This is a genomic window from Methylobacterium guangdongense, from assembly GCF_038442355.1.
Lineage (GTDB): Bacteria > Pseudomonadota > Alphaproteobacteria > Rhizobiales > Beijerinckiaceae > Methylobacterium > Methylobacterium guangdongense.
On the sequence record NZ_JBBXMX010000009.1, the window covers coordinates 198,911 to 223,427 of the forward strand.

28 protein-coding genes, 1 tRNA gene and 2 pseudogenes are annotated in these 24,517 nt (G+C 69.6%); 21 read left to right on the forward strand and 10 right to left on the reverse strand.

What is annotated here, in order from left to right:
* The first annotated feature begins 169 nt into the window (after positions 1-169).
* Both AAHG09_RS18545 and AAHG09_RS18550 read left to right on the forward strand, forming a co-directional pair.
* On the forward strand, positions 170-604 hold the full coding sequence (locus AAHG09_RS18545) for an NUDIX hydrolase (RefSeq protein WP_342108922.1): 435 nt from the start codon (positions 170-172) through the stop codon (positions 602-604).
* Positions 605-699: 95 nt separating this feature from the next.
* Positions 700-774 (forward strand) — tRNA-Thr (locus AAHG09_RS18550).
* Here AAHG09_RS18550 and AAHG09_RS18555 read toward each other — a convergent pair.
* Positions 753-1,336 (reverse strand): annotated as a pseudogene (locus AAHG09_RS18555) (DMT family transporter). The gene AAHG09_RS18550 and the pseudogene AAHG09_RS18555 sit on opposite strands and share 22 nt — an antisense overlap.
* 547 nt (positions 1,337-1,883) lie before the next feature.
* On the opposite strand from AAHG09_RS18555, the gene AAHG09_RS18560 reads away from it, so the two are divergent.
* Together AAHG09_RS18560 and AAHG09_RS18565 are read left to right on the forward strand one after the other, a co-directional pair.
* Positions 1,884-2,198 (forward strand): hypothetical protein, encoded by a 315-nt coding sequence (locus AAHG09_RS18560; protein WP_342108923.1) that lies wholly within the window; start codon positions 1,884-1,886, stop codon positions 2,196-2,198.
* 259 nt (positions 2,199-2,457) lie between these two features.
* Positions 2,458-2,958: a hypothetical protein gene (locus AAHG09_RS18565; protein ID WP_342108924.1), complete on the forward strand. Its 501-nt coding sequence runs from the start codon at positions 2,458-2,460 to the stop codon at positions 2,956-2,958.
* A 23-nt stretch (positions 2,959-2,981) separates the two neighbouring features.
* Here the strand turns inward: AAHG09_RS18565 and AAHG09_RS18570 are convergent.
* The 6 genes and pseudogenes from AAHG09_RS18570 to AAHG09_RS18595 all read right to left on the reverse strand — a co-directional run.
* A pseudogene (locus AAHG09_RS18570) lies at positions 2,982-3,227 on the reverse strand (cupin domain-containing protein); the annotation flags it as partial.
* A gap of 18 nt (positions 3,228-3,245) precedes the next feature.
* A complete protein-coding gene (locus AAHG09_RS18575) occupies positions 3,246-3,395 on the reverse strand; it encodes a hypothetical protein (protein ID WP_342108925.1) in 150 nt (49 codons plus the stop codon).
* Positions 3,396-4,304: 909 nt separating this feature from the next.
* Positions 4,305-4,520, reverse strand: coding sequence for a hypothetical protein (locus tag AAHG09_RS18580; protein WP_342108926.1), 216 nt, complete (start codon positions 4,518-4,520; stop codon positions 4,305-4,307).
* 18 nt (positions 4,521-4,538) lie between these two features.
* Positions 4,539-4,940 (reverse strand): thiol-disulfide oxidoreductase DCC family protein, encoded by a 402-nt coding sequence (locus tag AAHG09_RS18585; protein ID WP_342108927.1) that lies wholly within the window; start codon positions 4,938-4,940, stop codon positions 4,539-4,541.
* Between the two features lie 15 nt (positions 4,941-4,955).
* Positions 4,956-5,408 (reverse strand): anaerobic typically selenocysteine-containing protein, encoded by a 453-nt coding sequence (locus AAHG09_RS18590; RefSeq protein WP_342108928.1) that lies wholly within the window; start codon positions 5,406-5,408, stop codon positions 4,956-4,958.
* Positions 5,409-5,526: 118 nt separating this feature from the next.
* Positions 5,527-6,948, reverse strand: a complete 1,422-nt coding sequence (locus tag AAHG09_RS18595; RefSeq protein WP_412760053.1) for a glycoside hydrolase family protein — start codon at positions 6,946-6,948, stop codon at positions 5,527-5,529.
* A gap of 327 nt (positions 6,949-7,275) precedes the next feature.
* Between AAHG09_RS18595 and AAHG09_RS18600 the strand changes: the two genes are divergently transcribed.
* The 3 genes from AAHG09_RS18600 (at position 7,276) to AAHG09_RS18610 (ending at position 9,242) form a co-directional block, all read left to right on the forward strand.
* Positions 7,276-7,557 (forward strand): hypothetical protein, encoded by a 282-nt coding sequence (locus AAHG09_RS18600; protein WP_342108930.1) that lies wholly within the window; start codon positions 7,276-7,278, stop codon positions 7,555-7,557.
* Positions 7,558-7,971: 414 nt separating this feature from the next.
* Positions 7,972-8,829, forward strand: coding sequence for a manganese catalase family protein (locus AAHG09_RS18605; RefSeq protein ID WP_342108931.1), 858 nt, complete (start codon positions 7,972-7,974; stop codon positions 8,827-8,829).
* Positions 8,830-8,924: 95 nt separating this feature from the next.
* Positions 8,925-9,242, forward strand: coding sequence for a metal-sensitive transcriptional regulator (locus AAHG09_RS18610; RefSeq protein WP_412760054.1), 318 nt, complete (start codon positions 8,925-8,927; stop codon positions 9,240-9,242).
* An 18-nt stretch (positions 9,243-9,260) separates the two neighbouring features.
* On the opposite strand, the gene AAHG09_RS18615 is transcribed toward AAHG09_RS18610, so the two are convergent.
* The gene (locus AAHG09_RS18615; RefSeq protein ID WP_342108932.1) at positions 9,261-9,506 is read right to left on the reverse strand and encodes a hypothetical protein; all 246 of its coding nucleotides are present in this window, start codon (positions 9,504-9,506) and stop codon (positions 9,261-9,263) included.
* A 299-nt stretch (positions 9,507-9,805) separates the two neighbouring features.
* Between AAHG09_RS18615 and AAHG09_RS18620 the strand changes: the two genes are divergently transcribed.
* The 4 genes from AAHG09_RS18620 to AAHG09_RS18635 all read left to right on the forward strand — a co-directional run bounded on the left by AAHG09_RS18620 (position 9,806) and on the right by AAHG09_RS18635 (position 11,823).
* The gene (locus AAHG09_RS18620) at positions 9,806-10,555 is read left to right on the forward strand and encodes a sigma-70 family RNA polymerase sigma factor (protein ID WP_342108933.1); all 750 of its coding nucleotides are present in this window, start codon (positions 9,806-9,808) and stop codon (positions 10,553-10,555) included.
* 156 nt (positions 10,556-10,711) lie between these two features.
* The gene (locus AAHG09_RS18625; RefSeq protein WP_342108934.1) at positions 10,712-11,092 is read left to right on the forward strand and encodes an energy transducer TonB family protein; all 381 of its coding nucleotides are present in this window, start codon (positions 10,712-10,714) and stop codon (positions 11,090-11,092) included.
* A gap of 167 nt (positions 11,093-11,259) precedes the next feature.
* Positions 11,260-11,481, forward strand: a complete 222-nt coding sequence (locus AAHG09_RS18630) for a hypothetical protein (protein ID WP_342108935.1) — start codon at positions 11,260-11,262, stop codon at positions 11,479-11,481.
* Positions 11,482-11,613: 132 nt separating this feature from the next.
* Positions 11,614-11,823 (forward strand): hypothetical protein, encoded by a 210-nt coding sequence (locus tag AAHG09_RS18635; RefSeq protein WP_342108936.1) that lies wholly within the window; start codon positions 11,614-11,616, stop codon positions 11,821-11,823.
* Positions 11,824-11,830: 7 nt separating this feature from the next.
* Here AAHG09_RS18635 and AAHG09_RS18640 read toward each other — a convergent pair whose 3' ends face one another.
* Both AAHG09_RS18640 and AAHG09_RS18645 read right to left on the reverse strand, forming a co-directional pair.
* Positions 11,831-12,367: an ureidoglycolate lyase gene (locus AAHG09_RS18640; RefSeq protein ID WP_342108937.1), complete on the reverse strand. Its 537-nt coding sequence runs from the start codon at positions 12,365-12,367 to the stop codon at positions 11,831-11,833.
* A gap of 10 nt (positions 12,368-12,377) precedes the next feature.
* Positions 12,378-13,217, reverse strand: a complete 840-nt coding sequence (locus tag AAHG09_RS18645) for a bifunctional allantoicase/(S)-ureidoglycine aminohydrolase (RefSeq protein WP_342108938.1) — start codon at positions 13,215-13,217, stop codon at positions 12,378-12,380.
* 520 nt (positions 13,218-13,737) lie between these two features.
* Between AAHG09_RS18645 and AAHG09_RS18650 the strand changes: the two genes are divergently transcribed.
* The 10 genes from AAHG09_RS18650 to AAHG09_RS18695 all read left to right on the forward strand — a co-directional run bounded on the left by AAHG09_RS18650 (position 13,738) and on the right by AAHG09_RS18695 (position 24,427).
* Entirely contained in the window at positions 13,738-15,666 is a 1,929-nt protein-coding gene (locus AAHG09_RS18650) for a methyl-accepting chemotaxis protein (protein WP_342108939.1), read from the forward strand.
* A gap of 123 nt (positions 15,667-15,789) precedes the next feature.
* A complete protein-coding gene (locus tag AAHG09_RS18655; RefSeq protein WP_342108940.1) occupies positions 15,790-17,373 on the forward strand; it encodes a chemotaxis protein CheW in 1,584 nt (527 codons plus the stop codon).
* Between the two features lie 65 nt (positions 17,374-17,438).
* Complete coding sequence (gene cheB / locus AAHG09_RS18660; protein WP_342108941.1) at positions 17,439-18,491, forward strand: chemotaxis-specific protein-glutamate methyltransferase CheB; 1,053 nt, start codon at positions 17,439-17,441, stop codon at positions 18,489-18,491.
* Between the two features lie 19 nt (positions 18,492-18,510).
* Complete coding sequence (locus tag AAHG09_RS18665) at positions 18,511-19,107, forward strand: HEAT repeat domain-containing protein (protein WP_342108942.1); 597 nt, start codon at positions 18,511-18,513, stop codon at positions 19,105-19,107.
* Positions 19,108-19,119: 12 nt separating this feature from the next.
* Complete coding sequence (locus tag AAHG09_RS18670; RefSeq protein WP_342108943.1) at positions 19,120-19,983, forward strand: CheR family methyltransferase; 864 nt, start codon at positions 19,120-19,122, stop codon at positions 19,981-19,983.
* 1 nt (position 19,984) lies between these two features.
* Positions 19,985-20,356: a response regulator gene (locus AAHG09_RS18675; protein WP_342108944.1), complete on the forward strand. Its 372-nt coding sequence runs from the start codon at positions 19,985-19,987 to the stop codon at positions 20,354-20,356.
* Complete coding sequence (locus tag AAHG09_RS18680) at positions 20,353-22,944, forward strand: chemotaxis protein CheA (protein WP_342108945.1); 2,592 nt, start codon at positions 20,353-20,355, stop codon at positions 22,942-22,944. The genes AAHG09_RS18675 and AAHG09_RS18680 overlap by 4 nt, the downstream gene beginning before the upstream one ends.
* Positions 22,944-23,213: a hypothetical protein gene (locus AAHG09_RS18685; protein ID WP_342108946.1), complete on the forward strand. Its 270-nt coding sequence runs from the start codon at positions 22,944-22,946 to the stop codon at positions 23,211-23,213. The genes AAHG09_RS18680 and AAHG09_RS18685 overlap by 1 nt, the downstream gene beginning before the upstream one ends.
* Positions 23,210-23,974, forward strand: a complete 765-nt coding sequence (locus tag AAHG09_RS18690) for a ParA family protein (protein ID WP_342108947.1) — start codon at positions 23,210-23,212, stop codon at positions 23,972-23,974. Before AAHG09_RS18685 ends, AAHG09_RS18690 begins: the two co-directional genes overlap by 4 nt.
* Positions 23,975-24,052: 78 nt before the next feature.
* The gene (locus tag AAHG09_RS18695; RefSeq protein ID WP_342108948.1) at positions 24,053-24,427 is read left to right on the forward strand and encodes a response regulator; all 375 of its coding nucleotides are present in this window, start codon (positions 24,053-24,055) and stop codon (positions 24,425-24,427) included.
* The last annotated feature ends 90 nt before the right edge of the window (positions 24,428-24,517 follow it).

Below are 24,517 nucleotides of genomic sequence, written 5' to 3' on the forward strand. Positions count from 1 at the left end.
GTCCGAGTGTCTGGCGCGCAATCGTCTGTACACAGCCGTCGAGACTGTCATGCCGTGCGGTGTCCTGCTGCCGGCCCCGGGGACCGATCATCCGCTTTCCCATGCCCGCTTCGGACACGCCGCCGGCCCGGTCGAGCCTGCCCCCCATCCCGCCCGTCGGGGTGCGGCCGTGACGATTCTCGACGAGGACGGCGAGCCGCGGCGGCAGGTCGGCGCCCTGCCCTTCCGCTTCGGGCGGGACGGGAAGCCGAAGGTCCTGCTGGTGACGTCGCGGGAGAGCCGACGCTGGGTCATCCCGAAGGGCTGGCCGATGAAGGGACGCAAGCCGTTCCAGGCGGCGGCCCGCGAGGCCTACGAGGAGGCGGGGCTGCGCGGGGCGATCGGCAAGCGGCCGATCGGGCATTACCTCTACCAGAAGCGCCTGAAGAACCTCGACGCCGTGCAGTGCCAGGTGAAGGTGTTCCCGCTCAAGGTCAGCAAGCAGCTCAAGCACTTCCCCGAGCAGAATCAGCGGGATCTGCGCTGGTTCACGCCCGCGGAGGCGGCCGAGGCGGTCTCCGAGCCGGGGCTCGCTGCCCTGATCCGAACCGCCTGTCGCTGGTAAAACCTCCGGATGCGGCGTTGCCAAGGCGGCGGCGATCCGTTATGGCCCCACTCAGCCGGACGGACACGCCCCCCGCGGGGGCGCCCCGGCCACCGGCTGCGGTAGCTCAGTGGTAGAGCACTTCATTGGTAATGAAGAGGTCGAGAGTTCAATCCTCTCTCGCAGCACCATTTTCACCAATCACTTCTGACGCTTGACGGCATAGGCTCCACCAGGGTCTCAACCCGCTCGCATTCCATCGAAGCGCCCGACGCGCCGATGGATCGCCGCCAACCTGTCCATCGCCGAGCTCAGGACAGGGCGACGAGCGCCACCCCGCGAGCATCACAATGGCGCCGAGGATCCGCGAGAGGCTCGCCGGATGCACCGGGACGCCGACCCGGCCGTCATGGTCGACCAGGATCGAAGTCGCGACACCCACCGTCACGATGATGCCCAGGAACGAGGCCGCGCCGGCCGCCGGTGAGGCATAGAGCTGAGCGAGGATCAGCAGGATGCTGAAGATCCCGCCGGGCCACCCCACCAGGGCACCTGGGCGACGTGCTGGCTTAAGGGCAGTTCGGGCTTGCCGCGGGCAAGTCCTCCGACGAGCAGGGCGGCCGTGCCGATCACCAGGATCACCGGCGCGGTGCTGACCGGTTGGCCCAGGGATTTCGACAAAGTCGCGTTCTGCCCGGGCTCGATGGCGTTGGCCTCGCCGGCGAGGATCGTCAGACCGTGAAGGACCCACATGCCTCAGCAAGCCCCCGCGCAGGCGGCCAAGTTTCGGCCCCGTCCGTAGACGCTGCACCATGTGCGGGTCGTATTCCGTAGGGATCCGGAACCGTCGCTCCGTGCACAGGGAGCGGCCCCGGTCGGCGCGGCGTTCGCGCTCCATCGACCGGGACCCTGGCGTGTATGGACGCGTCTTGCTTTTGTGGACGGTCGGGGTCGTCCCTCGACCGCCGCGCCCGCTCCGCAGTCATGCCCCCCGACTGTCTGGAGCGGGCGTGGATGTCTCAAGGTGCGGTTGCCGCGGGCCTGGAACGCGCGCCACCCGCGCTGCCGGCGCGAGGCGAGCCCGGCTCCAGGGCTGGCGCTTGAACTCTTCCGCGGGGCCGGTTTATTGGACGTGGGACACTTGTGAAGGTCATGTCCCGTAACGCGGCGTTCTTGCGGCCGCTCGTCAGGCGCGACCGCCCGCACCGCGCTGTGATCCTCGAACCGGCACCCGGAAGATCGGTCGCTCCGGAGGCGGGCTGGATCCGCACCGAGCGCCAGAGGCGAAGGTCCCACGCACATGTCAGATCCCGGCGATGAGCCAGACAAGATGGCTGAAGTTGCCGGACTGGCGGGGGCGATCGCCGATCGTATCCTCGATCAGCATGAGGCGGGCGCGACCATCCCGCCCGAGCAGTTCAGAATGCTCGTCCGCGCGGCGCGGATGCTCCTGGATAACGGCGTGCCGTGGCCGCCATCGGTCGAGCATGTCGTGATGGAGGTCGCCCGGCGCCTGCAGGCGATCGAAGCGCCCACCCCGGATCTGGCGCCTTCGAAGGGCGACGACGTGGTGGTGCAACTGACGCGGAGCCTGGGGGCCGCGAAGCGGTCCTGAAGGCCGTTCCCATCGGTGCGGATAGGACCCTTGGAGGCTCGTGTGCCGTTCCCCGGACGCGGGTGCGTCACCCGGTGGGCGCTGCCGATGGAGCAAAGCCCGCAGGATCTTCGTTGCGGTGGACGTGGCAGTTGCACCGCCTTCCCCACCGAAGCCGTCTGGGGCGCTCTTCGCCGGAGTGGATGCCGGTTCGGGTCCGGCGGGCACGGCCCCGAGGACCAAGATCGTGTGGTTGGACGCGAGTCAGGAGATTGGCCGGTTGGCTCATTTGATCTCGATCGCCGCGGCGGGTGCGGCGGCCTTGCTGGTCTGCGGCTCCGCCCAGGCGGCCTCCGACATCACCATCGCGGCGATCGCGACGGGGCGGCTCTACGTGGTCGGCACCACCGATCAGCCGCATATGCCGGTGGTGCTGGACGGCCAATTCCGCACCGAGTCCGACGATCAGGGCAAGTTCCAGTACGAGCTGGTCTATCATCCGCCGCGCTGCATCGTCTCGGCGGCGATCGCCGGCAAGGCTCACGAGGCGGTGGTCAGCAATTGCGGCGAGCAATGCGCGCTCCCGGCGCCGAACGCCGTCAAGCCCCGCGCCGCCGGTGATCCGTCGCCGTCCACGCCGCCGAAGCCGACCCTGTCGGCCGACTCGACGGCCGCGTCCGAGGCGCCAGCCACCGGCGGTCCCGAAGCGACACCGCCCCGCTCCCGCATCGCGCGCCCCCCGCTCCCGCCGCAGCGGCCGACCTCCGGCCTCGGCACCTGAACGGCGGAAGCACGCCGGCTCGCTCAGGCCGGCGAAGCGAGGGGCTTGCCCTTCTCGACCGTATAGGTCCCCGCCACGCGCGTGGCGCCGGAGCCGTTGCGCAAGCTGTGCGGGGTCACGGCCGGGACCTGGAAGCTGTCGCCGGCCCGCAGGGTCCGGTTCGGCTGGCCGTCGACGAGCAACTCCGCTTCGCCCGCCAGGATCACCGAGGATTCGATGCCTGGATGCGTGTGGCGCGCGACCGTCGCCCCCGGGGCGATCTCGGCGGCGACCTGGACGACGACATATTAGCCGCCCGGCAGTTCCTCGGTGCTGAGGATCTTGCGGGTGACGCCGGAGGTTTGACCGGCCGGCTGCACCCTGTCGACCGCGACGGCCGTGAAGCCGGTCGACAGGGTGCAGAGCGCACACGCCACGAAGCTTCGTCTCGACAGCATCGGCGTCCCCTCCCGGTCGCGCGCGTTTCTCCCGACCGAATCCCGGGCCCGCGCATCCGGTACGATGGGCCATCTGGGGATCGCCCGTAAATACCCGCCCGCACAATATTCAGGGTTCGCCAGACGGGTTGAAATCAGTCTGCCGCGGACGGTTCCCTTGCCGCCGGCCCGGTTCACAAGAGTTCGCCCGCCGTTGCCCCGTGATCGACCCGCATGAAAAAGCCCGCTCCGGCAAGCGAAGCGGGCTAGTAAGCCATTGGGGTTTCGGATGCGCCAGATAGCCATGTCGGCGGCCGGGCCGCATCGCCCGTTTGAAGGAGCCTGATCGGCAGGCTGCCGCGGCCTGATCGGGCTGGACGGTTCAGGCCAGGAGGGCGGTCAGAACGGACACGATGATCAGGAAGACGCCCGACGAGGCGAGCACTGCGCTGCCTTCCCGGTGCTGGAGGACGAAGGCACGGACTGCAGCGAACATGCACGGGACCAGAGATCACGGATCGTCCGATCGAGGTGCCGTCGAACTGTGCCCGTTCGAAGGCTGTCGGAGACCGGGCGCCCGGGATCCGGATCCTGTCGCAAGCGGGCAACAGGCCTGCCGTCGCGGAGCCTATCGGCCGCGGGCGTTCGGATCGCTGACCGCACCCGCCGCGGCCGCGCTGAGCGCGGCGCTGATCACGACGAGGAGACTTGTTGAGATCATGGAACAGGCTCCTTGGACTGAAGCGAACCAGCACCGATGATGGTTAACGGCCGGTTAAACCGGCGCGTCATTGGGCAGGATTGTTGAAAAATCACGGCCCTTCAAAGCACTGAAGAACTATAACGCCGAGCTTGAGCGGCTGCGAGACGGTCTTCCCTGCCGTCAACAGGGAAAGCGGGGTCCGGACCGCGGGTGTCTCGAACCCGATCTCACAGCCAGCGCTCGTCGATGTCGGTCGCGTTTCGCTGGGCCAGGGGCTGCGTCTCGTCGCCCTCGGCGAAGACCACGATGTCGTCGGGGCCGACATCGCGGGTGGCATAGAAGTCCCAGCGGCGGTGGATGACCCGGGGGCCGCCGAAGATCCGGACGGCGTTCCAGTAGCGGTCGTCGCGGAAGCCGACATAGTGGACGCAGCGCGTCGTCATCCGTCGTTCATCCGTCGCTCATCGGATCCGCGCGATCCACCGCGCCAAACGCGGTCGCAGGGGCAGGGACAGGCGGTAGGCCGCCTCGGCGATCGGCAGCAAAGGGCGGATGCCGAGGACGCGCAGGCCGAGCACACGGCCGAGCCACCGCCAGCCCGGCAGGCGGATCCACAGATGGGCGAACGCGTCCGCCCCCGAGACCAGCCGGCCCTCCGCCGTGCGGATGTGGAAGCGTCGCAGGGCGGCGTCGCGGGTCAGGCCGGGCGGTAGCGGCGGCGCGGCCTGCGAGCGTCCGACATCGACGAAAGCCAGCCGCTCGGCGCTCTCGCAGCCGCGATAATGGTCGATCTCGGCGCGACAGAGCGGGCAATCGCCGTCGTAGTAGATCCGCAGGGTCTCCCCCGATGCGCCGCCGCTCATGCGTCCCTCGACGTCTCAGTTGGCCGGCGGGACCAGGACCAGCTTCCCCTTGAAGGGGGCGCTCTGGTTGCGGGTGCTGGTGCAGGCATACTCTTCCTGCCCGGCCTTCATGGTCCGCAGGCGCAGCGTGCCCTGGCCGTTCTGCTTGATCGTGTAGCCCTTCTCGCTCTCCACGTGGACGAGATCCCCGTCCGAATGCTGGATCAGGCCGTTCTCGAACTGGCCGGGTGCGGTGAGGATCACGGGGGCGTCGGCGCTGCTCTTGATGTGCAGCACGACGTTCGTATCCGCCGGGAGGCGCAGTTCGGCCGGATCACAGACCGGCTTGCCGTCCTTCATGCTGACGGACAGCTCCACCGGCGGCGTCACGTCGCTCGCCGGGGGCGGAAGGGGCTTGCCCTGGGCGAAGGCCGGTCCCGCGACGAGACAGGCGACGAGGGCCGCCGCGCCACGTGAGAAAGTCAGCATCAGGAGCGTCTCCGGGACAGGGTTTCGGCGTAGGCCGAGATCACCGTCAGAAAGGCCACGCGCTCCGCACTGTTCCCGGGCGCAACGCCGCACCGGGACGCATCCCGCCGCATCGGTGTCAGTCGAGCGCGTAGCCGAGCAGCCCCTCGGTCGCCTGCCCCTCGCACTTCGCGTCGGTGGACACGAAATGGTCCCGGCCGCCGGCGAGGCACCGGTAGATCGGATGGCTGCCTGGGTGCGGCGCTTCGTAGAGGTAGCCGGTCTGACCCAGCGGGGTCCGGCCCTCGCAGTTCGGATCGCGGCTGAGGAAATGATCCGCGCCGGCGAGGCAGCTCATCAGCTTGGCGGTGCCCGGCTTCGGCACGAGGAACAGCGCACCGAGCGCGGTCTCCAGGGTGTAGCCCGGGGCGATGTAGCCGGTCGTGACCCAATGGCCGCCCGGTCCGAGGGCGCGCTTCAGGGGGGCCCGGTCGGCGGTCGGATCCTCGGTCGCCGCGGCGATCCGCCAGGTGCCCGGATAGGGATCGCCCCCGGAGAAATAGACCGTGATGCGCGGCAGGAATGGCGTGAGGCGGCCGAAGGGATCGCGCTGAAAGCCGGGGCTGTGATTGAGGTAGAACCCCGTGACGTCGCTGTTCAGGGTGCCGACCGGAATCCAGGTCGCGGGCGTCCCGCTCAGCAGGGCTTTCAGCGGCATCCTGTAGAGACCCATCTGGAAGGTCTCGCGGTCGGGGTTGCGCGCCGGATCCTTGCAGGCGACCTGCTGGCAATTGCGCCCCGGCAGGCCCGTGATCACGTAGATGTCGCCGGAGGAGGCGTCGTAGGCGAAATCGGAATTCGGGTTGATGGCGGCGCCGTCGCCGGTCCGGTTGGGCACCCGGACCGGCGGGTCGAAATGCACCGCGTCCGCGGTGCGGCGCACGTAGAGGTCGCCGAAGCCCGCCACCCCCTGCGGCCCGGTCAGGTCGGTGGTGAACACGAGCAGGCTGGAATGGCCGTCGAGATTGACGGTCGCGGGTTGCCCGGCGCCGTAATTGCCCTGCGCGACGGTCGGGTTGAGCGGGGCGATGACCGGGTCCGGATAATCGACCCAGGTCACCCCGTCGTTGGAGAAGGCCAGACCCGTGTGGTTGTTGTTGCCCGGCAGGTTGTCGGCGCCCGAATAATACATCGCGTACGCGTAGGGCTGGCCATCCACCGGGTTGCGGAAGCTGCCCTTGATGACGCTCGGATCGCAGACATACTGGCGGTTCCAGGATCCCGGCCGGGGCTGGAGGACGACCTGCGCTGGCGAGAAGCCACCCTGCGCGCTGTAGGTCCGGTGGAAGATCACGTCGGTCTTGCCTTGGCCGCACCACCAGATGTCGGTCGTCCCGCCTTCGACGATGAGGCTCGGGGCGTAGTTGTATCCGCTCGGGTTGGCCTCGTTGACGAACAGGGGCTGCGCCTCCGGACCCCGCCAGCCCGCCTGCGCCGCCGACAGGGAGAATGCCGCGACGGCGGCGAGGAATGAGAGAAGCAGCGTCCGGGTCACGGCCATCCTGTTCCGGCACCAGGAGGGGGCGACCGATACCGGCCGCGCCGCGCGGACCGGTCGCGCGAAGCCGGTTATACCGCGCCGCGATCGCACGCCCAGCGTGGTCGCGTGTCGATCCGGTTGAGCCAGGGGCGCCCCCAGGCGTGACTTGACGTGCGCCCGAAAACTCACACTCTTGCCATATCCACCTGTAAGTACCTGTATCGTCACAGGAACCGCGCGGCGGTGAGCGCCCGGCCCGGGCGTGTCCACGCTGGATGAGGGGCAAGGCCCGTGATGGGCGCCGCATCTGCCGCGCCGCCATGCTTCGCTGGAAGGACCGAGAGGCCCGTGAATACGACCGCCCTGTTCACGATGGTGAGCCTCGTGCTCGGCTGGGCCGTCCTGGCCGTGGCCGCGCTGGTGAGTGGCCGGCTGCCGACCTTCGCGTTCCTGATCCTCACCCTGATCGCGCTGTACCTCTACGTGCCCTGGGTTCGGCTGCGCGCCAGCGGGATTGACGGCTCCAGCCGGCCGGGTCGGTTCTGGACCAACGTCGCCATGCTGGTGGTCACGGCGGCCGCCTGCCTCGCCCTCGGCGTGATGCTGGCTCGGCGGACCGGCTTGCTCTGAGCGGCTCCGCGGATCAGGCGGGGTCGGCCCAGATTTCCGGGTCGGTCGGCTCGAACTGCGCCAGCCGTTCGAGGCGCGGGCGATCGCGCCTCAGGTCAAGCTGTTTCGCCCGCGCGATCCGCGGCTGCGCATCGCGCCAACATAGATCAATACCAGTCAATCTATGTTGTTCAGCGTCTTCGCCCCCGAAGGCTCGTAATATATCTGCGTCAATAAAAAATTCTGCGTTGATTCCACTGGGAAAAACCGGATTTCGAACGTCTTAATCGTCCCAAAATCGTTCGTCGACCGAACCGATATCCTGAAGCCGGGTTGGACAGGGTGAGCGGCCCCATGCTCCCGAGGAGTATGGGACCAGCGGTCGATCGTGCGGTGGGCCTGAGCGCGCCGTGCCCTTCACGAGGGACAGACAACATGTACTATCACGACAAGCGCCTGCAGTACCCGGTCAAGGTCGAGAGCCCGGATCCCATCTACGCCCGCATGCTTCAGCAGGCGATCGGCGGTATCGAGGGTGAGATTCGGGTCGCGTTCCAGTACTTCTTCCAGGCCTGGGGCAGCCGCGCGCCGACCACGAAGTACCGCGACATGCTCCTCAACACCGCCACCGAGGAGATGGGCCACATCGAGATGCTGGCGACCGCGGTGGCGATGAACCTCGAGAACGCCCCGACCAAGGTTCAGGAAGCCGGTGCGGCCGACGCGATCGTCGGTGCCGTCATGGGTGGCGAGAACCCCCGCCACATGGCCGAGGGCATGCTGCACCGGCACCTGCTCTCCACCGGCATGGCGGCCTTCCCGGCCAATTGCGACGGCGTGCCGTTCGACATGAGCCACATCTACGCCAGCGGCAACATCGCGGCCGACATGTACTGCAACGTCGCCGCGGAGAGCACCGGCCGCGTGCTGGCAACGCGCCTGTACAACGCCACGAACGATCCGGGCATGCGCGACATGTGGAGCTTCCTCATCGCCCGGGACACGATGCACCAGCAGCAATGGCTGGCGGTGATCGAGGAGCTCGGCGGCCATGCCGGCACGCTGCCGATCCCGAACTCCTTCCCGCAGGAGAAGGAGAACCAGAAGTTCAACTACAACTTCTTCGCGACAGCAGCCGACGGCTCGCCGCCCCCGGCCGGCCGCTGGACGGACGGTCCGTCCATCGACGGCAAGGGCCAGTTCAGCGTCGTCCAGAACCAGCCGATGGGCGAGGAGCCGGTCCTCGGTCCGGCGCGTCCGGACAGCGGGGCCGAGACCCAGCAGATCGGGTGACGGCGTGGCGCCCCGGTGCGCCATCGTCTCGAGCCGATCCGGATCCCCGATCCGGATCGGTACCGGCGCGGACGAGACAGGCAGGGCGCAGAGCGGTGACAAACGCCACATTCGTCGATGGTCGTGTCCGCCTCGCCCGCACCGACGCGGATCGTCTGCCGCTGGTCCGGCGGCTCGGGCGGATCGAGGGACAGGTCCGGGGCTTGCGGGCGATGATCGAGGCGGACCGACACTGCCTCGACGAGATCCAGCAGATCCGGGCCGCGACGGCGGCTTTGCGCGAGGTTGGGCTTCTCATCACCGGCCAGCACATCGCGGCGGGTCTGACCCTGGCGACGCAGCCGCAGGACCGCGAGGCGGTGCTGGCGGATCTCCTGAACGTCCTGCGGGCTGGCTTGGCGGAGACGCGGTAGGGACGATGGCCGCCGGGCTCAGTGCCGCGTCAGCGTCTCGAGCACGGCGCCGGGCTCGACCGTTTCCGAGAAGCGGGCCAGACGCTGCCGGCTCGCCTCGCTCAGGCCGCCGGCATGCGCGAAGGTGGTGAGGGCAATGCCGACGAGGAAGCGCGCCTCCTCCACGGTCACGGCGCGCCCACTCAGGGTGCTGGCCGCGCCGCGCAGCGCCAGGACGGCCTGCTGAAAGGCTGGATCGTCTTCGAGGTCGGACAGGCGTGTCATGCGTGTAGTCCCGGGTTCGGCGTCCGAACGCAGCAATACGGTCTCGGTTCGCCGACCGCCAGGGCAATAATGATCCGCGCCGGCTCGCAGAAGCATTGCGGGACTGGACAGGTTTTCGCGCGCGTATCCGTATGGAAATCGTGCCGCCGGCCGGTCGCTCTGCTCGAAATCGCAGTCAGTGTATCATGGATCAAACACAACATCTCGGTTTCGCCTGATCTATGTTGCTGCGATCGAACTGGGATCGGGCGCTAATGGACGGACCGATACTCTTTATTCCCACCCGATGATCGGCAATCATGCTTCAACATGCGACCGACGGCGATGCGATCGCCCCGCAGGTTCCGACACTCCCCGGCAGCGTCCAGTCTCACCTGGGCCATCTGCTGGCGGCGACCTACGCACAGGACGCCGTCGAACCGGCCACCGCGGACCGCTTCGCCGACCTCCTGAAGCTGCTGGATGCGGCCTTCGGCGCGGCGCAAGACGGCCACGAGACGGCATTCCAGGCCGCCCTCCTGCGGCTGGTGCCGAACCTGCAGCGCTTCGCGCGCTCGCTGCTGCGCAACCATGTCGGCGCCGACGACCTCCTGCAGAACACGCTGCTGCGGGCGTGGCGCTCCCGGGCCAGCTTCGCGCCGGGCACGAACCTCGAAGCGTGGCTGTTCACGATCATGCGCAACCAGTTCTACAACGAGCACCGCAAGCGCGGCCGTGAGGTACAGGACGAGGACGGCGCGCAGGCGGAGCGGATGGTGTCGCTGCCCGAGCAGGGCGGCCATCTCGACCTGAGCGACGTGCGCGCCGCCCTCGACCGGCTCGCGCCCGCGATGCGGCAGGCCCTGGTGCTCGTGGCGATCGAGAACCTCACCTACGAGGAGACCGCCGCGGTCATGCAGTGCCGGATCGGCACCGTGAAGAGCCGGGTCTGGCGCGCGCGGACGCAACTCGCCGACCTGCTCGGCTATACCGGCCTGGAGGTGGGCAACGATGAGGTCATGCTGGCCGCGGCCGGGACGCGGGGCCGGAGACCCGTGACCGTCGCCTGAATGCACATCGGTCCCCGGGCGATGCGCTCGGATCCGCGATTGCGCGCAGATGTCCCGGCGCGAGACCGGCCGGTCACGGTTGCGAAACCGGCTTCGGCAACCTTGCACGCGTAGGATTATGCCATCGTCTCGCGCGCCAGGAGCCACCGTTCCCGCATGCCGTTCCCCGTCCCCGCCCGTAGGCTCGTCGGTCTCGCTCTGTCGCTGGTCGTCCTCGCGTCGCCCGTCTGGGCGAAGCCCGGGCCTGCGGTGCGTGCCTGGCTGTCGGATTTCGTCACGCGGATCGACGCCGCGGATCGCGCCGGTGGGCGGCCGGGATCGGGCCGGCGCGGCGGCACCGTGGTGGTCCATGTGGAGATCGCCCCCGACGGGGCGTTGCAGCGGGTCGAGGTCGAGCGCAGCTCGGGCGTGCGGGATCTCGATCGACGGGCGTTGCGGGCCGTCAGGAATGCGGGTCCGCTCTCGGCGCCCCCGGCCGGCCTCCTGGGCATCGCCGGCGTCGCCGATCTGAGCATTCCGGTCGTCCTGGGCCGCTGAGCCCGACGCGAACGCGCGCAGCGAGCGCGACGGGCTCAGCTGCCCGCCGCGCTCGTCATTGATAAAATCAATTTCAACTATCGATCCAATCTGTTTGGATCATGTTGCTGTGCAGCGTAGATATCCCCTCGACACCGGGCACGACCCGGCAATCGAGAGGATTGATCATGACCCTGCGAACCCTTGTCCTCGCCGCCCTCATCGCCGTTCCGACCAGCGGCGCCGCGCTGGCCGATGAGGCCCTGACCCTGACGCCGCCGCTCTATCGCGAGCAGGCCCGGAGCACGGCCGCCACGCGCCCGGCCTCCGAACTCGCCACGACCCCGCGCCTCGTTCCGGCGACGCCGGTCGCCAAGCGGGTCGTCGCCACGGCGGAGCCGACACGCTGACATCCGGTGCCGTGAGCCGGCTCGACGGTTGTCGTGAGCGCACCCCTCCGCTCACCATGCATCATTGCCATGCCCTGTGGGTGGACGTCCCGCCCGTCCACAGGGTGTATGATCGGTATCCTGGAGGGCGCGATGGCTTACAGGATCTCGTTTCAGAAGGGGAAGCGCGTCAGCTTCACCAAGCTGTGGCCGTGCGACTTGGAGGCGGCCGTCTCCCACGCGAAGGCGCAGCTTCCCGCCCAGCGGGCGCAGAATGGCGCCACGTCCGTGCGCGTGATCTGTGAGCGGACCGGCGAGGTCGTGTTCACCTTCTCGGAGGAGCCCGAGACCGCCGAGTCGTGAAGGGCCGTCAGGCCGTCCCCGGCAGTTGTACCGTCCAGGGCTGGACGAAGGTGTGTTCCTCCAGATTCGCGCCCGGCGCATCCCCGGCCCGTCCGCCGCGGTCGATCACCACGAAATCCTGACGCGCCCCGAACGGCGTCAGCACGCCGTGCCACGTGCCGCGCGCGTAGCAGATCCCCTGGAACGGCCGCGTGGTGACGAAGGCCTGCGGAGGGCCGGGCCGGCCCGCCTCGTCCGGGCAAACCACGATCAGGAACGGCGCTCGGCTCAACGGCACGAAGGCCTGGGCCCCGAGCGGGTGCCGCTCGACGAGGCTGAGCCGCAGGGGCAGCGGGTAGGGCTCCGCCTCCACAAGGCCGATCACCGCGCGGGCGCCCTCCCCCACCACATCGATCGCCGCCAGATCGTGGAAGCGGCGCGCCATGCCGCCGTTCATCGGCCGCGGCGCGACCGCCGCCGTATCGATCACCGTTCCGAACGGCGCGAAGGCCGCCTCCGTCAGCGGCTCGGCGGTGATGGATCGGGCCTCGGGCTGCGGGCTCATCGCCGTCTCCTCATCGCGCGATCCCGCCCAACGTCAGGGCGGGGTGCCGGTTGACGTCCTTGTAGAGCAGGTAGCGGAATCGGCCGGGGCCGCCCGCGTAGCAGGCCTGCGGGCAGAAGGCGCGCAGCCACATGAAGTCGCCCGCCTCGACCTCGACCCAGTCGCGGTTGAGCCGGTAGGCGGCCTTGCCTTCCAGGACGAACAGCCCGTGCTCCATCACGTGCGTCTCCTCGAACGGGATGGACCCGCCCGGCTGCATCGTGACGATGGTGACGTGCATGTCGTGGCGCAGGTCGTCGGGCGCGACGAAGCGTGTCGTGGCCCAGGCGCCGTTGGTGCCCGGCATGGCGGCCGGCTCGACCGCCGATTCGTGCGTCACGAAGGCGTCCGGCGCGCCGAGGCCCGGCGCGGCCTCGTAGCGCTTGCGGATCCAGTGGAACCGGGCCGATGCGGCGCCGTCGTTGCGCAGGCGCCAGGGCGCGCCCGACGGCAGGTAGGCGAAGCTTCCGGGACGCAGGGCGTGGGTCCGGCCCGCCAGCTCCAGGATCGGGCCGCCCTCCACCACGAACAGCACGCCCTCGGCCTGCGCGTCGGGCTCGGGCGACTCGCTGCCGCCGCCGGGGGCGACCTCCATCAGGTACTGGGCGAAGGTCTCGGCGAAGCCCGACAGGGGCCGCGCCAGGATCCAGGCCCGGGTCCCGGTCCAGCCGGGCAGGAAGCTCGTGACGATGTCGCTCATCACGCCGTGCGGGATCACCGCGTAGGCCTCCGTGAAGACCGCGCGGCCGGTCATCAGCGTCGTCTGCGCCGGCAGGCCGCCGCAGGGGGGATTGTAGGGCGTCTGGGTCATGGCATGTCTCCCGCGGCGTTCAGGCCGTTTGGGGCGCGACGACCGGCGTGTCCAGGGCCGCCGCTTCTCCGGCCGCGCGACGCTCGGCGCGATTCGGCTGACCCTGCCGGGACTCCCGGCTCCGGACCGCCGGCTCTGCCCGGCGCGGTGGTTCCTGGGCCCGCCCGCTGCCACCGGTGGACATCAACCTGAACGCCGGTCGGCGCGACCGCGCAGGAAATTCATCACCGTCGCGATTGCGATGGCTTGAACTTATTAAGCTGACTATCAATTCGAATAGCAGAAATGAGTTATGACATTCATAGACATAGTGATAATCCGCTAACAATTCGAATGCAAAAACAACTATATAAACAGACTATTAAACTTAGTCTCAATCTCGCCTATGCATTGCTGCGCAGAAATCATCGCGCAGTTTATTGATTTGAAACTTGAAGCTTCGTATGAGCTTGGCCGTGCAATCGTTCTGCGCGGTCGTCGCTGGCGTGCGGCCCTAACCTGAGATGAGCGGAAAGACGTCATGGCTCTCGTGAAGAAGACCGCCCTGCCCGGCCCCCAGACCTCGGCGCGGAAGAGCGAGCAGGCCAGTGTCAGCCAGCTCGGGCGGCTCAACGAGGAGAACCGACGCCGGGCCCGGACCTTCGCCAAGCAGCAGAAGGCGGCCGAGCGCATCGCCGCCGCCACGACGCAGCTCGCCAACGGCATCGCCGAGGCGTCCTCCGCGGCGGAGGAACTGCGCAAGGCCATGGAGCAGATCGCCGCCGGGGCCGAGGAGGCGGCGGGCGCCTCCGAGGAGTCGCAGCGGGCCGTGACCACGGTGTCGGACGCGATCACCAGCGCCCGCGTCGAGGCCGAGGCCTCCCGCGAGAAGACGGAGGCGCTGCAGGGCCTGATCGTCGGTGTGGGCCAGCAGATCCAGCTCAGCATCGGCTCGATCGCCACGGCGGCCGAGCGTCAGGCCGCCTCCGTCACGATGATCGTCGAGCTGGAGCGTCAGGCCGCCAATATCGGCGACATCGTCCGGGCCGTCGCCCGGATTGCCGACCAGACCAACCTGCTGGCGCTCAACGCCGCCATCGAGGCGGCCCGCGCCGGACAGCACGGCAAGGGCTTCGCGGTGGTGGCCGACGAGGTGCGCACCCTGGCGGAGACCTCGGAGAAGAGCGCCGAGGAGATCCAGGCGCTGATCGGCCGGATCCAGGAGGACGTGAAGATCATCGCCGACGGGATCAACCGCTCGGCCGAGGGCGCGCGTCAGCAGATCGAGAAGGGTCAGGCGATTACCGCGCAGCTGGAGAGCGTGCGCACCGCCATGGCGGGGATCAGAACGGGGGCCGACCAGATCGCCCGGGTCTCGGCCGAATCGGAGCGGGCCGCGGTCGAGGCGCAGAAGGGGTCGGAACTGATCGCCGCGGCTGCCGAGGAGCAATCCTCCGCCTGTCAGGAATCGCTCAAGACCGTCGAGCAGCAGACGACGGCGCTCGAAGAGAGCGAGCAGGCCGCGAACGAACTCTCGGCGCTGGCCGACGAGTTGAAGAACGCCACCGATGTCGGCAAGAGCGCCGAGGAGGTCGCCTCGGCGGCCGAGGAGCTGTCCTCGGCGGTCGAAGAGATCAACCGGGCGGCCGCACAGATCACGACGGCCCTCGGCCAGATCGACCGGGGCGCCCAGCAGCAGACCTCGGCCGCGCAGCAATCGGCGGCGGCCGTCGCGCAGATCGAGCGGGGGGCGGGAATCGCCCAGGCCCAGGCGCAGGATGCCCTGGACAAGGCCGGTCAGATCGCCAGCCTGCTTCAGGAGAACCGTGCGGCGGTGGACGGGCTCGTCGAGGGCGTCACTCGGTCGCTCGAAGAGACCGACAAGAGCCGCGAGCAGATCCACGGCCTGGAGCAGGTGAGCCGGAAGATCGACAAGATCGTGGACGCGATCACCACGGTGGCGATCCAGACCAACATGCTGGCGGTGAACGGCTCGATCGAGGCGGCCCGGGCCGGCGAGTTCGGTAAGGGCTTCATGGTGGTGTCCACCGACATCCGGAACCTCGCCCGGGATTCCTCCGAGAACGCCGAGCGGATCAAGGATCTGGTCAAGGCGATCCAGGACCAGATCGTGGTGGTGAGCCGCGACCTGGAGGCGATCTCGGCGGCGGCCGCCAGCGAGGTCGAGAAGAACAAGGCGATCACCCGGAATCTGCAGACGACCGCCGACGACATGGCGGGCGTGCTGGCGGGCAACCAGAAGATCCTCCAGGGCTCCGAACTCATCCTGCGCAATATCGAGGAGGCCAAGCGCGGCATCGATCAGATCGCCACCGCGGCCCAGCAGGGCAGCCAGTCGGTGATCGAGTCGCAACAGGCCGCCCGCGAGCAGGCGAAGGGCGCGGAGGAACTCGCCGCCGCGATCGAGGAGGTCGCCTCCCTCGCCGACGAGCTCCAGAACCAGGAGTAGGGGCACCGCCCCAGGGCCCCGCCCGGGCCTGTTCGACGGCGCCGCCGCGGCGCCGCGCCTCCCCGCCTGCAGGCCATCCCCGCCGGGACGGCCCCCTGACCCAAGCTCTGTCCGGAGCCCGCCATGTCCAACGACGCCCTCGCCATCGCCGCACCGGACGACCCGTCGGCGGTCGCGCATGTGCGGCAGTTCGTGACCTTCCACGTCGAGCGCGAGACCTACGCGGTGCCGCTCGCCGAGGTGCAGGAGATCATCCGCCTGCCCGCGATGGTCGATGTGCCCCTCGCGCCCCCCGCACTGGCCGGCCTCGCCAACCTGCGGGGCTCGGTCCTGCCGGTCGCCAGCCTGCGCCGGCTGTTCTCCCTGCCCGACCGGACCCACGACGATGCGACCCGGGTCGTGGTGATCAACCGCGGGGCCGGGCAAGGGGCCGGGCAAAGGGGCAGCCAAGGAGGCGGCCACGAGACCACCTCCGGCTTCGTGGTCGACCGGATGGCCAGCGTGATCACCGCCGAGGCCGGTGAGATCGAAGGCGCCGACGGGCTCAGCGCCGGCGCCGAGGCCGAACTGCTCGCCGGGGTGATCAAGCGGGCGGGCGGCATGGTGATGATCATCGATCTCGGCCGCCTGCTGCAGCGGAGCGGATCGGGGCGCGCCACGGCCGGCCGGTCCATCGACACGGCGGTCGAGTTCGGCGCCGCGGCCTCGGAGCGCGGCGCGGCGGAGGGCGGCGCCTCGGACGAGATCCAGCTCGTCTCCTTCGAGTTGGCCGGCCAGGAATATGCCCTGCCGATCGAGCACGTGCAGGAGATCGTGCAGGTGCCGGAGGTCGTCAGCGAGCTGCCGAACGCCGAGGCGCACGTCATCGGCGTGATCAACCTGCGCGACCGGCTGCTGCCGCTCGTCAGCCTGCGCACCCTGTTCGGCCTGCCGGCGGCGCCGCTCGGAGAGCAGAACCGGATCGTCGTCGTGTCCCTGGGGGATGCGAGCGCGTCGGTGGGCATCGTCACCGACACCGTCAAGGAGGTGCTGCGGGTCGCCCGCGCCGTGGTCGATCCGCTGCCGGATCTGCTGGCGAACGGCTCATCGCTGCGCGAGCTCGAGTCGATCTGCCGGCTCAACGGCGGCAAGCGGCTGGTGTCGATCCTGTCGGCCGGCCGCCTGTTCGCCACCACCCAATTGTCCGACGATTCGGCCGTCGAGGAGGGAACCATGCAGGAGACGCGCGGCGCCACCGAGGTGGCGCGGGCCGACGAGGAGGAGCAGTTCGTCGTGTTCCGCCTCGCCGACGAGGAATACGGCGTGCCGATCGAGGCGGTGCACGAGATCGTCCGCGTCCCCGAGCAGCTGACCCACGTGCCGCGCACGCCCGACTTCATCGAAGGCGTGGTCAACCTGCGCGGGGCGGTGCTGCCGGTGGTCGACCAGCGCCGCCGCTTTCAGCTCCCGGATGCCGAGCGCAACGATCGCCAGCGGATCATGGTGTTCGCGATCGCGGGGGTGCGCACCGGCTTCATCGTCGACTCGGTCTCGGAGGTGCTGAAGATCGCGCGCTCGGCCATCGTGCCGGCGCCGGATCTCGCGCAGGACGGCGACAACGCCGTCGAGCGGATCGCCAACCTCGCCGACGCCAAGCGCATCATCCTGATGGTGAACGTCGACCGGCTGCTGAGCCGGCACGAGGTCGCCGACCTGAAGGCGGCCTGAGACCGCCCTCGCCCTTCACCCCAACCGCAGGCCGCCCGCGCCGCTGACCAGTCTTCCGCATCCCGATGCCCAAGCTCCTGATCGTCGACGATTCCGCCCTGATGCGCAAACACCTGCGCGCGATTTTCGAGGAAACCGGCCAGTTCGAGGTCCAGACCGCCCGCAACGGGCGCGACGCCCTCGAACAGCTCGGCCGCTTCGAGCCCGATGTGATCACCCTGGACATCAACATGCCGGAGATGGACGGGCTCACCTGCCTGGGTGAGATCATGACCACGAGCCCGCGCCCGGTGGTGATGATCTCCTCGCTGACCAGCGAGAGCGCGACCGTGACCCTCGAAGCGATGCAGCTCGGCGCCGTGGACTACGTCGAGAAGCCCGGCGGGACGGTGTCGCTCAACATCGTCGATGCCCGCGACGAGATGGTCCAGAAGGTCCGCGCCGCGGTCGGAGCCAAGCCGCGGCGCGCCCGCGGCCTGGTCGACCGGGTCCGGCGCGGCCATACCGAGATCGTGAGCCGGAGGGTGCCCCAGCCGGCGACCCGGGTCGACGGCTGCGTCCTGATCGGGGTCTCGACCGGGGGGCCGCGCACCCTGGAGGAAATCCTGCCGGAGCTGCCCGGCACCCTGCCATGGCCGGTGGTTGTCGCCCAGCACATGCCGGGCCCGTTCACAGGCCCCTTCGCCCAGCGCCTCGACCGGCTGTGCGAGCTGAAGGTCGTCGAGGTCGCCGGCCCGATGCCGCTGGCGCCGGGACGTATCTATATCGGCCGGGGCGATGCCGACTTGGTGATCGAGCGCAAGCTCGGCCGGCTCACGGTGAACTCGGTGCCGAGCGATCCGTCCCTGCGCTGGCATCCGAGCGTCGACCGGCTCGTGCGCAGCGCCCGGGACCACATGCCCGCCGAGGACCTGATCGGCGTCGAACTCACCGGCATGGGCGATGATGGGGCCGCCGCCATCGCGGAACTCAAGGCCGCGGGCGGGCGCACCATCGCGGAGGCGGAATCCAGCGCCATCGTCTTCGGCATGCCGGCCGAGCTGATCCGGCTCGGCGGCGCGACCCTGACGCTGGCCGCCCGCTCCATCCCCGGCCAGCTCGTCAGCTGGCTGTCCTGAGATCGTCGCTGAGATCGCCATGGCCCTCGTCCGCAAGCACCCTGCCGCCGCGCCGGCCCCCGTTCAAGGGGATCCGCGCGCGGCCCTGGAGGGCGTCACGGCCGCCGAGCGCCGGGAGGCGGCCCACCGGCTGGCGGGCGATCCCGACGCCGTCGACCCGCTGGCCGATCGCCTCGCCCGGGAGACCGACAAGAGCGTCCGCGAGGCGATCCTCCTGGCGCTCGGCCACATCGGCACCGCGGCGGCGGCCGAGCGCCTGTTCGACCTGCTCGGCTCCGAGGATGTCTGGCTGCGCAACGCCGCGATCGAGACCCTTGCGGAGATGGATGCGGCGGTGATCGGGGCCCTCGACCAAGCGCTCGCCGATTCCGACAGCGACCGGCGCATCTTCGCGGTCAACATCCTGGTCTCGCTGCGCCATCCGGCGGCAGCCGATTATGCCCGCCGGGCCCTGGCCGAGGATGCGCACGTCAACGTCGTGGCCGCCGCCATCGACGTGCTGGCCGAGATCGGCACCCCCGACATGATCCCGGAGATCGAGGCCGCCGCGGCGCGCTTCCCCGATGCGCCGTTCCTGGCCTACGCGGCCCGCGCCGCAAGCCGCCGCATCGCCTGACCGGCGGCCCGCATGACCGCACCCTTCAACCCGTCGTTGCCGGTCGTCACCGACAGCGATTTCGTGCGCTTCCGCGACTTCTTCTACCGCAAGACCGGCATCATGTTCGCCGACAACAAGCGCTATTTCGTCGACAAGCGCTTGCAGGAGCGGATGTTGGCAAGCAGCCTGATCCAGTTCCGCGATTACTTCAACATGATCCGCTTCCAGGCGAGCGGCGAGGAATTCCAGACGCTCGTCAACCTGATGACCGTCAACGAGACGTATTTCTACCGGGAGGAGTACCAGTTCCGCTGCCTCGTGCAGTCGATCCTGCCCGAGGTCACCCGCCGCAAGCGGCCCGGCGAGCCGGTGCGGATCTGGTCGGTGCCCTGCTCCACCGGGGAGGAGCCCTATTCGATCGCCTTCCAGCTCCTCGACACCTGGGCGGATGTCGACCGGTTCGACATCGAGATCGTCGCCACCGACATCGACACCACGGTGCTCGAACAGGCCAAGCGCGGGCTCTACGGCGACCGCGCGGTCCAGCACGTCCCCGAGGCGACGCTGGAGCGCTACACCCGGCGGGTCCGCGGCGCCTACGAGGTCATCCCCGACATCCGGGATTCGATCGCCTTCGCGCGGGTCAACCTCGCGGACTCGCTCTCGACCCGGCAGTTCCGCAACTTCGACGTCGTGTTCTGCCGCAACCTGCTGATCTACTTCGACGACGCCTCGCGGCGCGACGCCGCCCAGACGATCTACGAGGCCCTGAGGCCCGGCGGCTTCGTCTGCCTCGGCCATTCGGAATCGATGAGCCGGATCTCCTCGCTGTTCGAGCTGCGCAAGTTCACCGAGGCGATCGTCTACCAGAAACCCTTGAGCGCGGAGGCCTAGGATGGCCCGTATCCTCGTGGTCGACGATGCCACCACCGTGCGGATGTACTACCGGGACGTGCTCGAAGAGGCCGGCTTCACGGTCGAGGAGGCCGTCAACGGGTTCGAGGGGCTGGAAAAGGCCGTCGCCGAGAGCTTCGACCTCATCCTCGTCGACGTGAACATGCCCAAGATGGACGGCTACACCTTCCTGCGGCAGGGCCGGACCATGCCGGAGCTGCAGGCGGTGCCGGCCGTGATGATCTCCACGGAGAGCGCCGCGCAGGACCGCGAGCGGGCCTACGCGGCGGGCGCCAACCTCTACCTCGTCAAGCCCGTGCGCCCGGATGTGCTGACCGAGGTCGCCACCGTGATGGCTGGAGTCGCGCCGTGACCAATGCCCTGCTCGCCCAGTTCATCCCGGAGGCGCGCGAGCTCCTGGAGCGCGCCGGAAGCGGCATGCTGGCCCTGGAGAAGGCGCACAGCGCGGAGGCCCTCGACGAGATCTTTCGGGCGGTCCACACCCTGAAGGGCACGTCCGGCCTGTTCGACGTCGCGCCGCTGACCAACCTCGTCCACGCGGCCGAGGACCTGCTGGTCGAGGTCCGCGCGGGCAAGCTGACCCTGGCGCCCGAGATCGTGGACGGGCTCCTCGACAGCCTCGATCTCGTCGGCCACTGGATCGACGTGCTGGAGACCCGCGAGGTCCTGCCGGACGACGCCGAGGCCGCGATGGCGGGTCGGGTCGCGGCCCTGCGCGGCTGGCTCGAGGCCGGCGGCCCTGCGGCGGCGGCGAGCACCGTGGAACGCCAAGCGGCGCCGGAATGGCTCGGGGCCCTGCCGGAGGCCGAGCGTCAGGCGGCCTACATGGCCGGAGCGCCCCTGGTGGCGTGGCTCTACGAGCCGGACGAGAGCTGCTTCTTCCGGGGCGACGACCCGGCGCACCTCGTGGCGCAGGCGCCCGGGCTCCTCGGCCTGCGCGTGCTGCCGCAGGCGAGCGTGCCTCCGCTCGAAACCTACGATCCGGTGCTGAGCTGGCTGCGCTTCGAGGTTCTCTGCGCCGCCCCCGTCGAGGCGGTGACCGAACACCTGCGCTACGTCAGCGATCAGGTGCAGCTCAGCCCGATCGCCCCCGAGGATCTGATCGTCCTGGACGGACCGGAGGACGATGCCGAGGTCTTCGGCGATTTCGGCACCCGGGCCCGCGGGCTGGTGGCGACGGGCGCGCGGGCGGACCTCAAGGCCGCCGCCGCGGCGCTGCTGGGGATCATCGGCCCGGCGACCCGGCAGGCCGACGCCCTGCGCTGGATCGCTGCGCTGGCTCCGACTGCCTCCGCCGACGCGCTGCTCCGCCTCGTATCCGCCATCGATGGCGCGGCGCCCGGCACCGCGTCGACGGTTCCCACGGCGGCTGCCCCTGCCCCGGCGGCTGCAGCCCCGCCCCCCACCGGTGCGGAAGCGCCCCTGCGTCAGCGCGCTGAGGCGATCCTGGCGGCCCAGGCCGAGGTGCTGGCCGTGCCGGTCGAGGCGGCGCTGAACGCGGGGCGGCTCGAATCGGTGCGGACGGTGGTGCGGCGCTGCCTCCGGCACCTCGCCCCGACCCGGGCGGAGGCGCTGAGCGCCGCCCTGGCCCGGTCCGGCGACGCGGCGGCGCTCCTCGCCGTCCTCCGGGACGCGGCGGAGGTTGCTCCGGCCCCCGCCGTCGCGGCGGCCCCGAAGGCGGCTCAGAAGCCGGCCGCGCCCCCCGCGCCGCTGCCGGCCGCGCCGCCCGGGGAGGTTTCGGAGGGCACCGCCGGTGCGGGTGCCGGCCCGGCCCGGATGCTCCGGGTCGATCAGGCCAAGGTCGACACCCTGATGAACTTCGCGGCCGAATTGGTGGTCGCCAAGAACGGCCTCGCCTATCTCGCCGGCCGGGTCGAGCAGGTCAGCGGCTCGCGCCAGCTCGGGCGGGAGATCAAGGAGCAGTACGCGGTCATCGACCGGATCGCCCAGAGCCTGCAGGTCGGCGTCATGGCGATCCGCATGATGCCGGTGAGCCAGGTGTTCCAGCGCTTCCCCCGGCTGGTGCGCGACACCACGCGCAAGCTCGGCAAGGAGGTCGAGCTGGTGATCCAGGGCGAGGACACCGAGGCCGACAAGAACGTGCTGGAGAGCCTCGCCGACCCGCTGATCCACATGGTCCGCAACGCCCTCGACCACGGGATCGAGACGCCGGCCGACCGCGTGGCCGCCGGCAAGCCGGCCCGGGGGACGCTGCGCCTCTCGGCCCGCCAGGAGAACGACAACGTCATCATCGAGGTCGCCGACGACGGAAAGGGCATCGATCCGGAGGTGGTGCGCGACAAGGCGCTGCGCGTCGGGCTGATCACCCCCGATCAGGCCGCCCAGATGGCGCCCGAGGAATACGTCAACCTCGTCTTCGCCCCCGGCTTCTCGACCAAGGAGCAGGTCTCCGACCTCTCGGGCCGGGGTGTCGGCATGGACGTGGTGCGCAGCGCCGTGCGCAAGGCGGGCGGCGACGTCTGGCTCGCGAGCCGGCTCGGCCAGGGCAGCTGCGTGACCGTGCAGCTGCCGCTGACCATGGCGGTGACCCGGATCGTCACCGTGGAGGCGAGCGGCCAGCAATACGGCGTCGCCATGGATGCGGTGGCCGAGACCGTGAAGGTGCCCCGCGGCCAGATCCACCGGATCAAGCAGCGCGAGACCTTCGTGCTGCGCGACGCGGTGATCCCCCTGGTGCGCCTCGCCGACAGCCTCGGGCTCACCCCCGCGGCGGGGGCCCCGCCCGACGAGGAGGCCGTGATGGTCGCCCGGGTCGGGCGCGAGCGGGTCGGCATCGTGGTCGACGGGTTCCGCGAGCGCATGGAGGTGATCGTGCGGCCCCTCGACGGGCTGCTCGCCGGCCTCGTGGGCTTCTCCGGCACGGCGCTGCTCGGCGACGGCCGGGTTCTCCTGGTGCTCAACCTTCCGGATCTGGTCTGATGGCCTTCGAACAAGACGGCGCAACCATCGTGCTCTCGGGCCACTGCCCGGTGGAGGATGCCGAGCCCCTGCTCGATGCCCTGCGGGCGACCCCGGACGCGACGGTCGATCTCACCGGGGCCGGGTGGCTCCACACCGCCGTGCTGCAGGTGCTGATGGTCGCCGGACCGACCCTGCGCGGTCGCCCGGCCGGTCCGGTGCCGGCCGCATGCCTGGCCGCATCCCTCGCTGCATCCTCTGCCGGCCTCCCCGCCGCGAGGGCCGGATGAGCGGACGCATCCTCGCGGTCGCCAACCGGAAGGGCGGCACCGCCAAGACCACCACGGTGGTCAATCTCGCCGCCGCCCTCGCGGATCGGGGGCTGCGGGTCCTGCTCGTCGACCTCGACACGCAGGGGCATACCGGTCTGGGCTACGGCGTGCGGGCGGCGCCGGGCGAGCCGACGGTGCACGATCTCTATCGCGGCGGCGGCACCGTGGATCTCGGCCCCGCCATCCGCTCCACCACCGTGCCGCAGGTCGATATCCTGCCGGCCGATCGCGGTTTCTCGGGCCCGGACGGCGCGGTCGCGCCCCTGGCGCTCGCCACGGCGCTCAGGCCCCTCGCCGCGGATTATGCGATCACGCTGATCGACACCGCCCCCACCGCCGACGCCCTGCTGATCAACGCCCTGGCGAGTGCGCACCACGTCCTCGTCCCCACCCAGCTCCATCATCTGGCCGTCGATGGGGTCGGCCAATTCGCCCGCTCGTATTTCCACGTCGCCACGAGCCTCAATCCGGAGCTGCGCGGCCTCTCGATCATGCCGGTGCAGGTCGATCTGCGGATCACGATGCAGCGGGACGCGCTCCAGCGGCTGGAGGCCCGGTTCGGCCGCGAGCGTCTGCTGCCCGGTGTTCGTTCGGACATTGCACTCGCAGAGGCATTCGGGCGCGAGGTGCCGCTCAAATACTTCAAGCCCCGATCACGGGCCGTCCAGGATTTCGACGCGCTATGCAGTCACGTCATGGAAAAAGTCTTTGCGATCTAAGAGGCCCTATTGCTGGCAAAGTTAGATCCATTATAAAATTTCCTTGTCGAAGTGAAAGGCAGGGCAATGCACAAAGTTATGATTGTTGATGACTCTCCAACGATCCTGGCGAGCATGTCTGGTATTCTTGGAAGCGCCGGATATAGTGTGGTGAAAGCTGCAAACGCAGAGGATGCTCTGGGGCAGGTCAAGGCTGGGCTGAGCCCGGCACTGGTCATCACCGATTATCACATGCCTGGCATGCACGGTGTTCAACTGATCGAGGCGCTGCGCAAGCTCACGCAGACCCGCTTCACCCCGATGCTCGTGCTGACGACGGAGTCCCAGCAGGAGAAGCGGGACGAGGCGCGGAAGGCGGGCGCCACCGGGTGGCTTGTGAAGCCGGTCCAGGCCGACAAGCTTCTGGAGGTCGTGAAGCAGGTCGCCCCGTCGCTCCAGGCCATCGCCGCCTGAGCCTGGCAGCCCCCTGCCGAAATCCGCACGCGGGCTTCGGCCCCCCTTTTTGTAACCGATGACCGACGACCGGCCGGAGCGACCAATCCC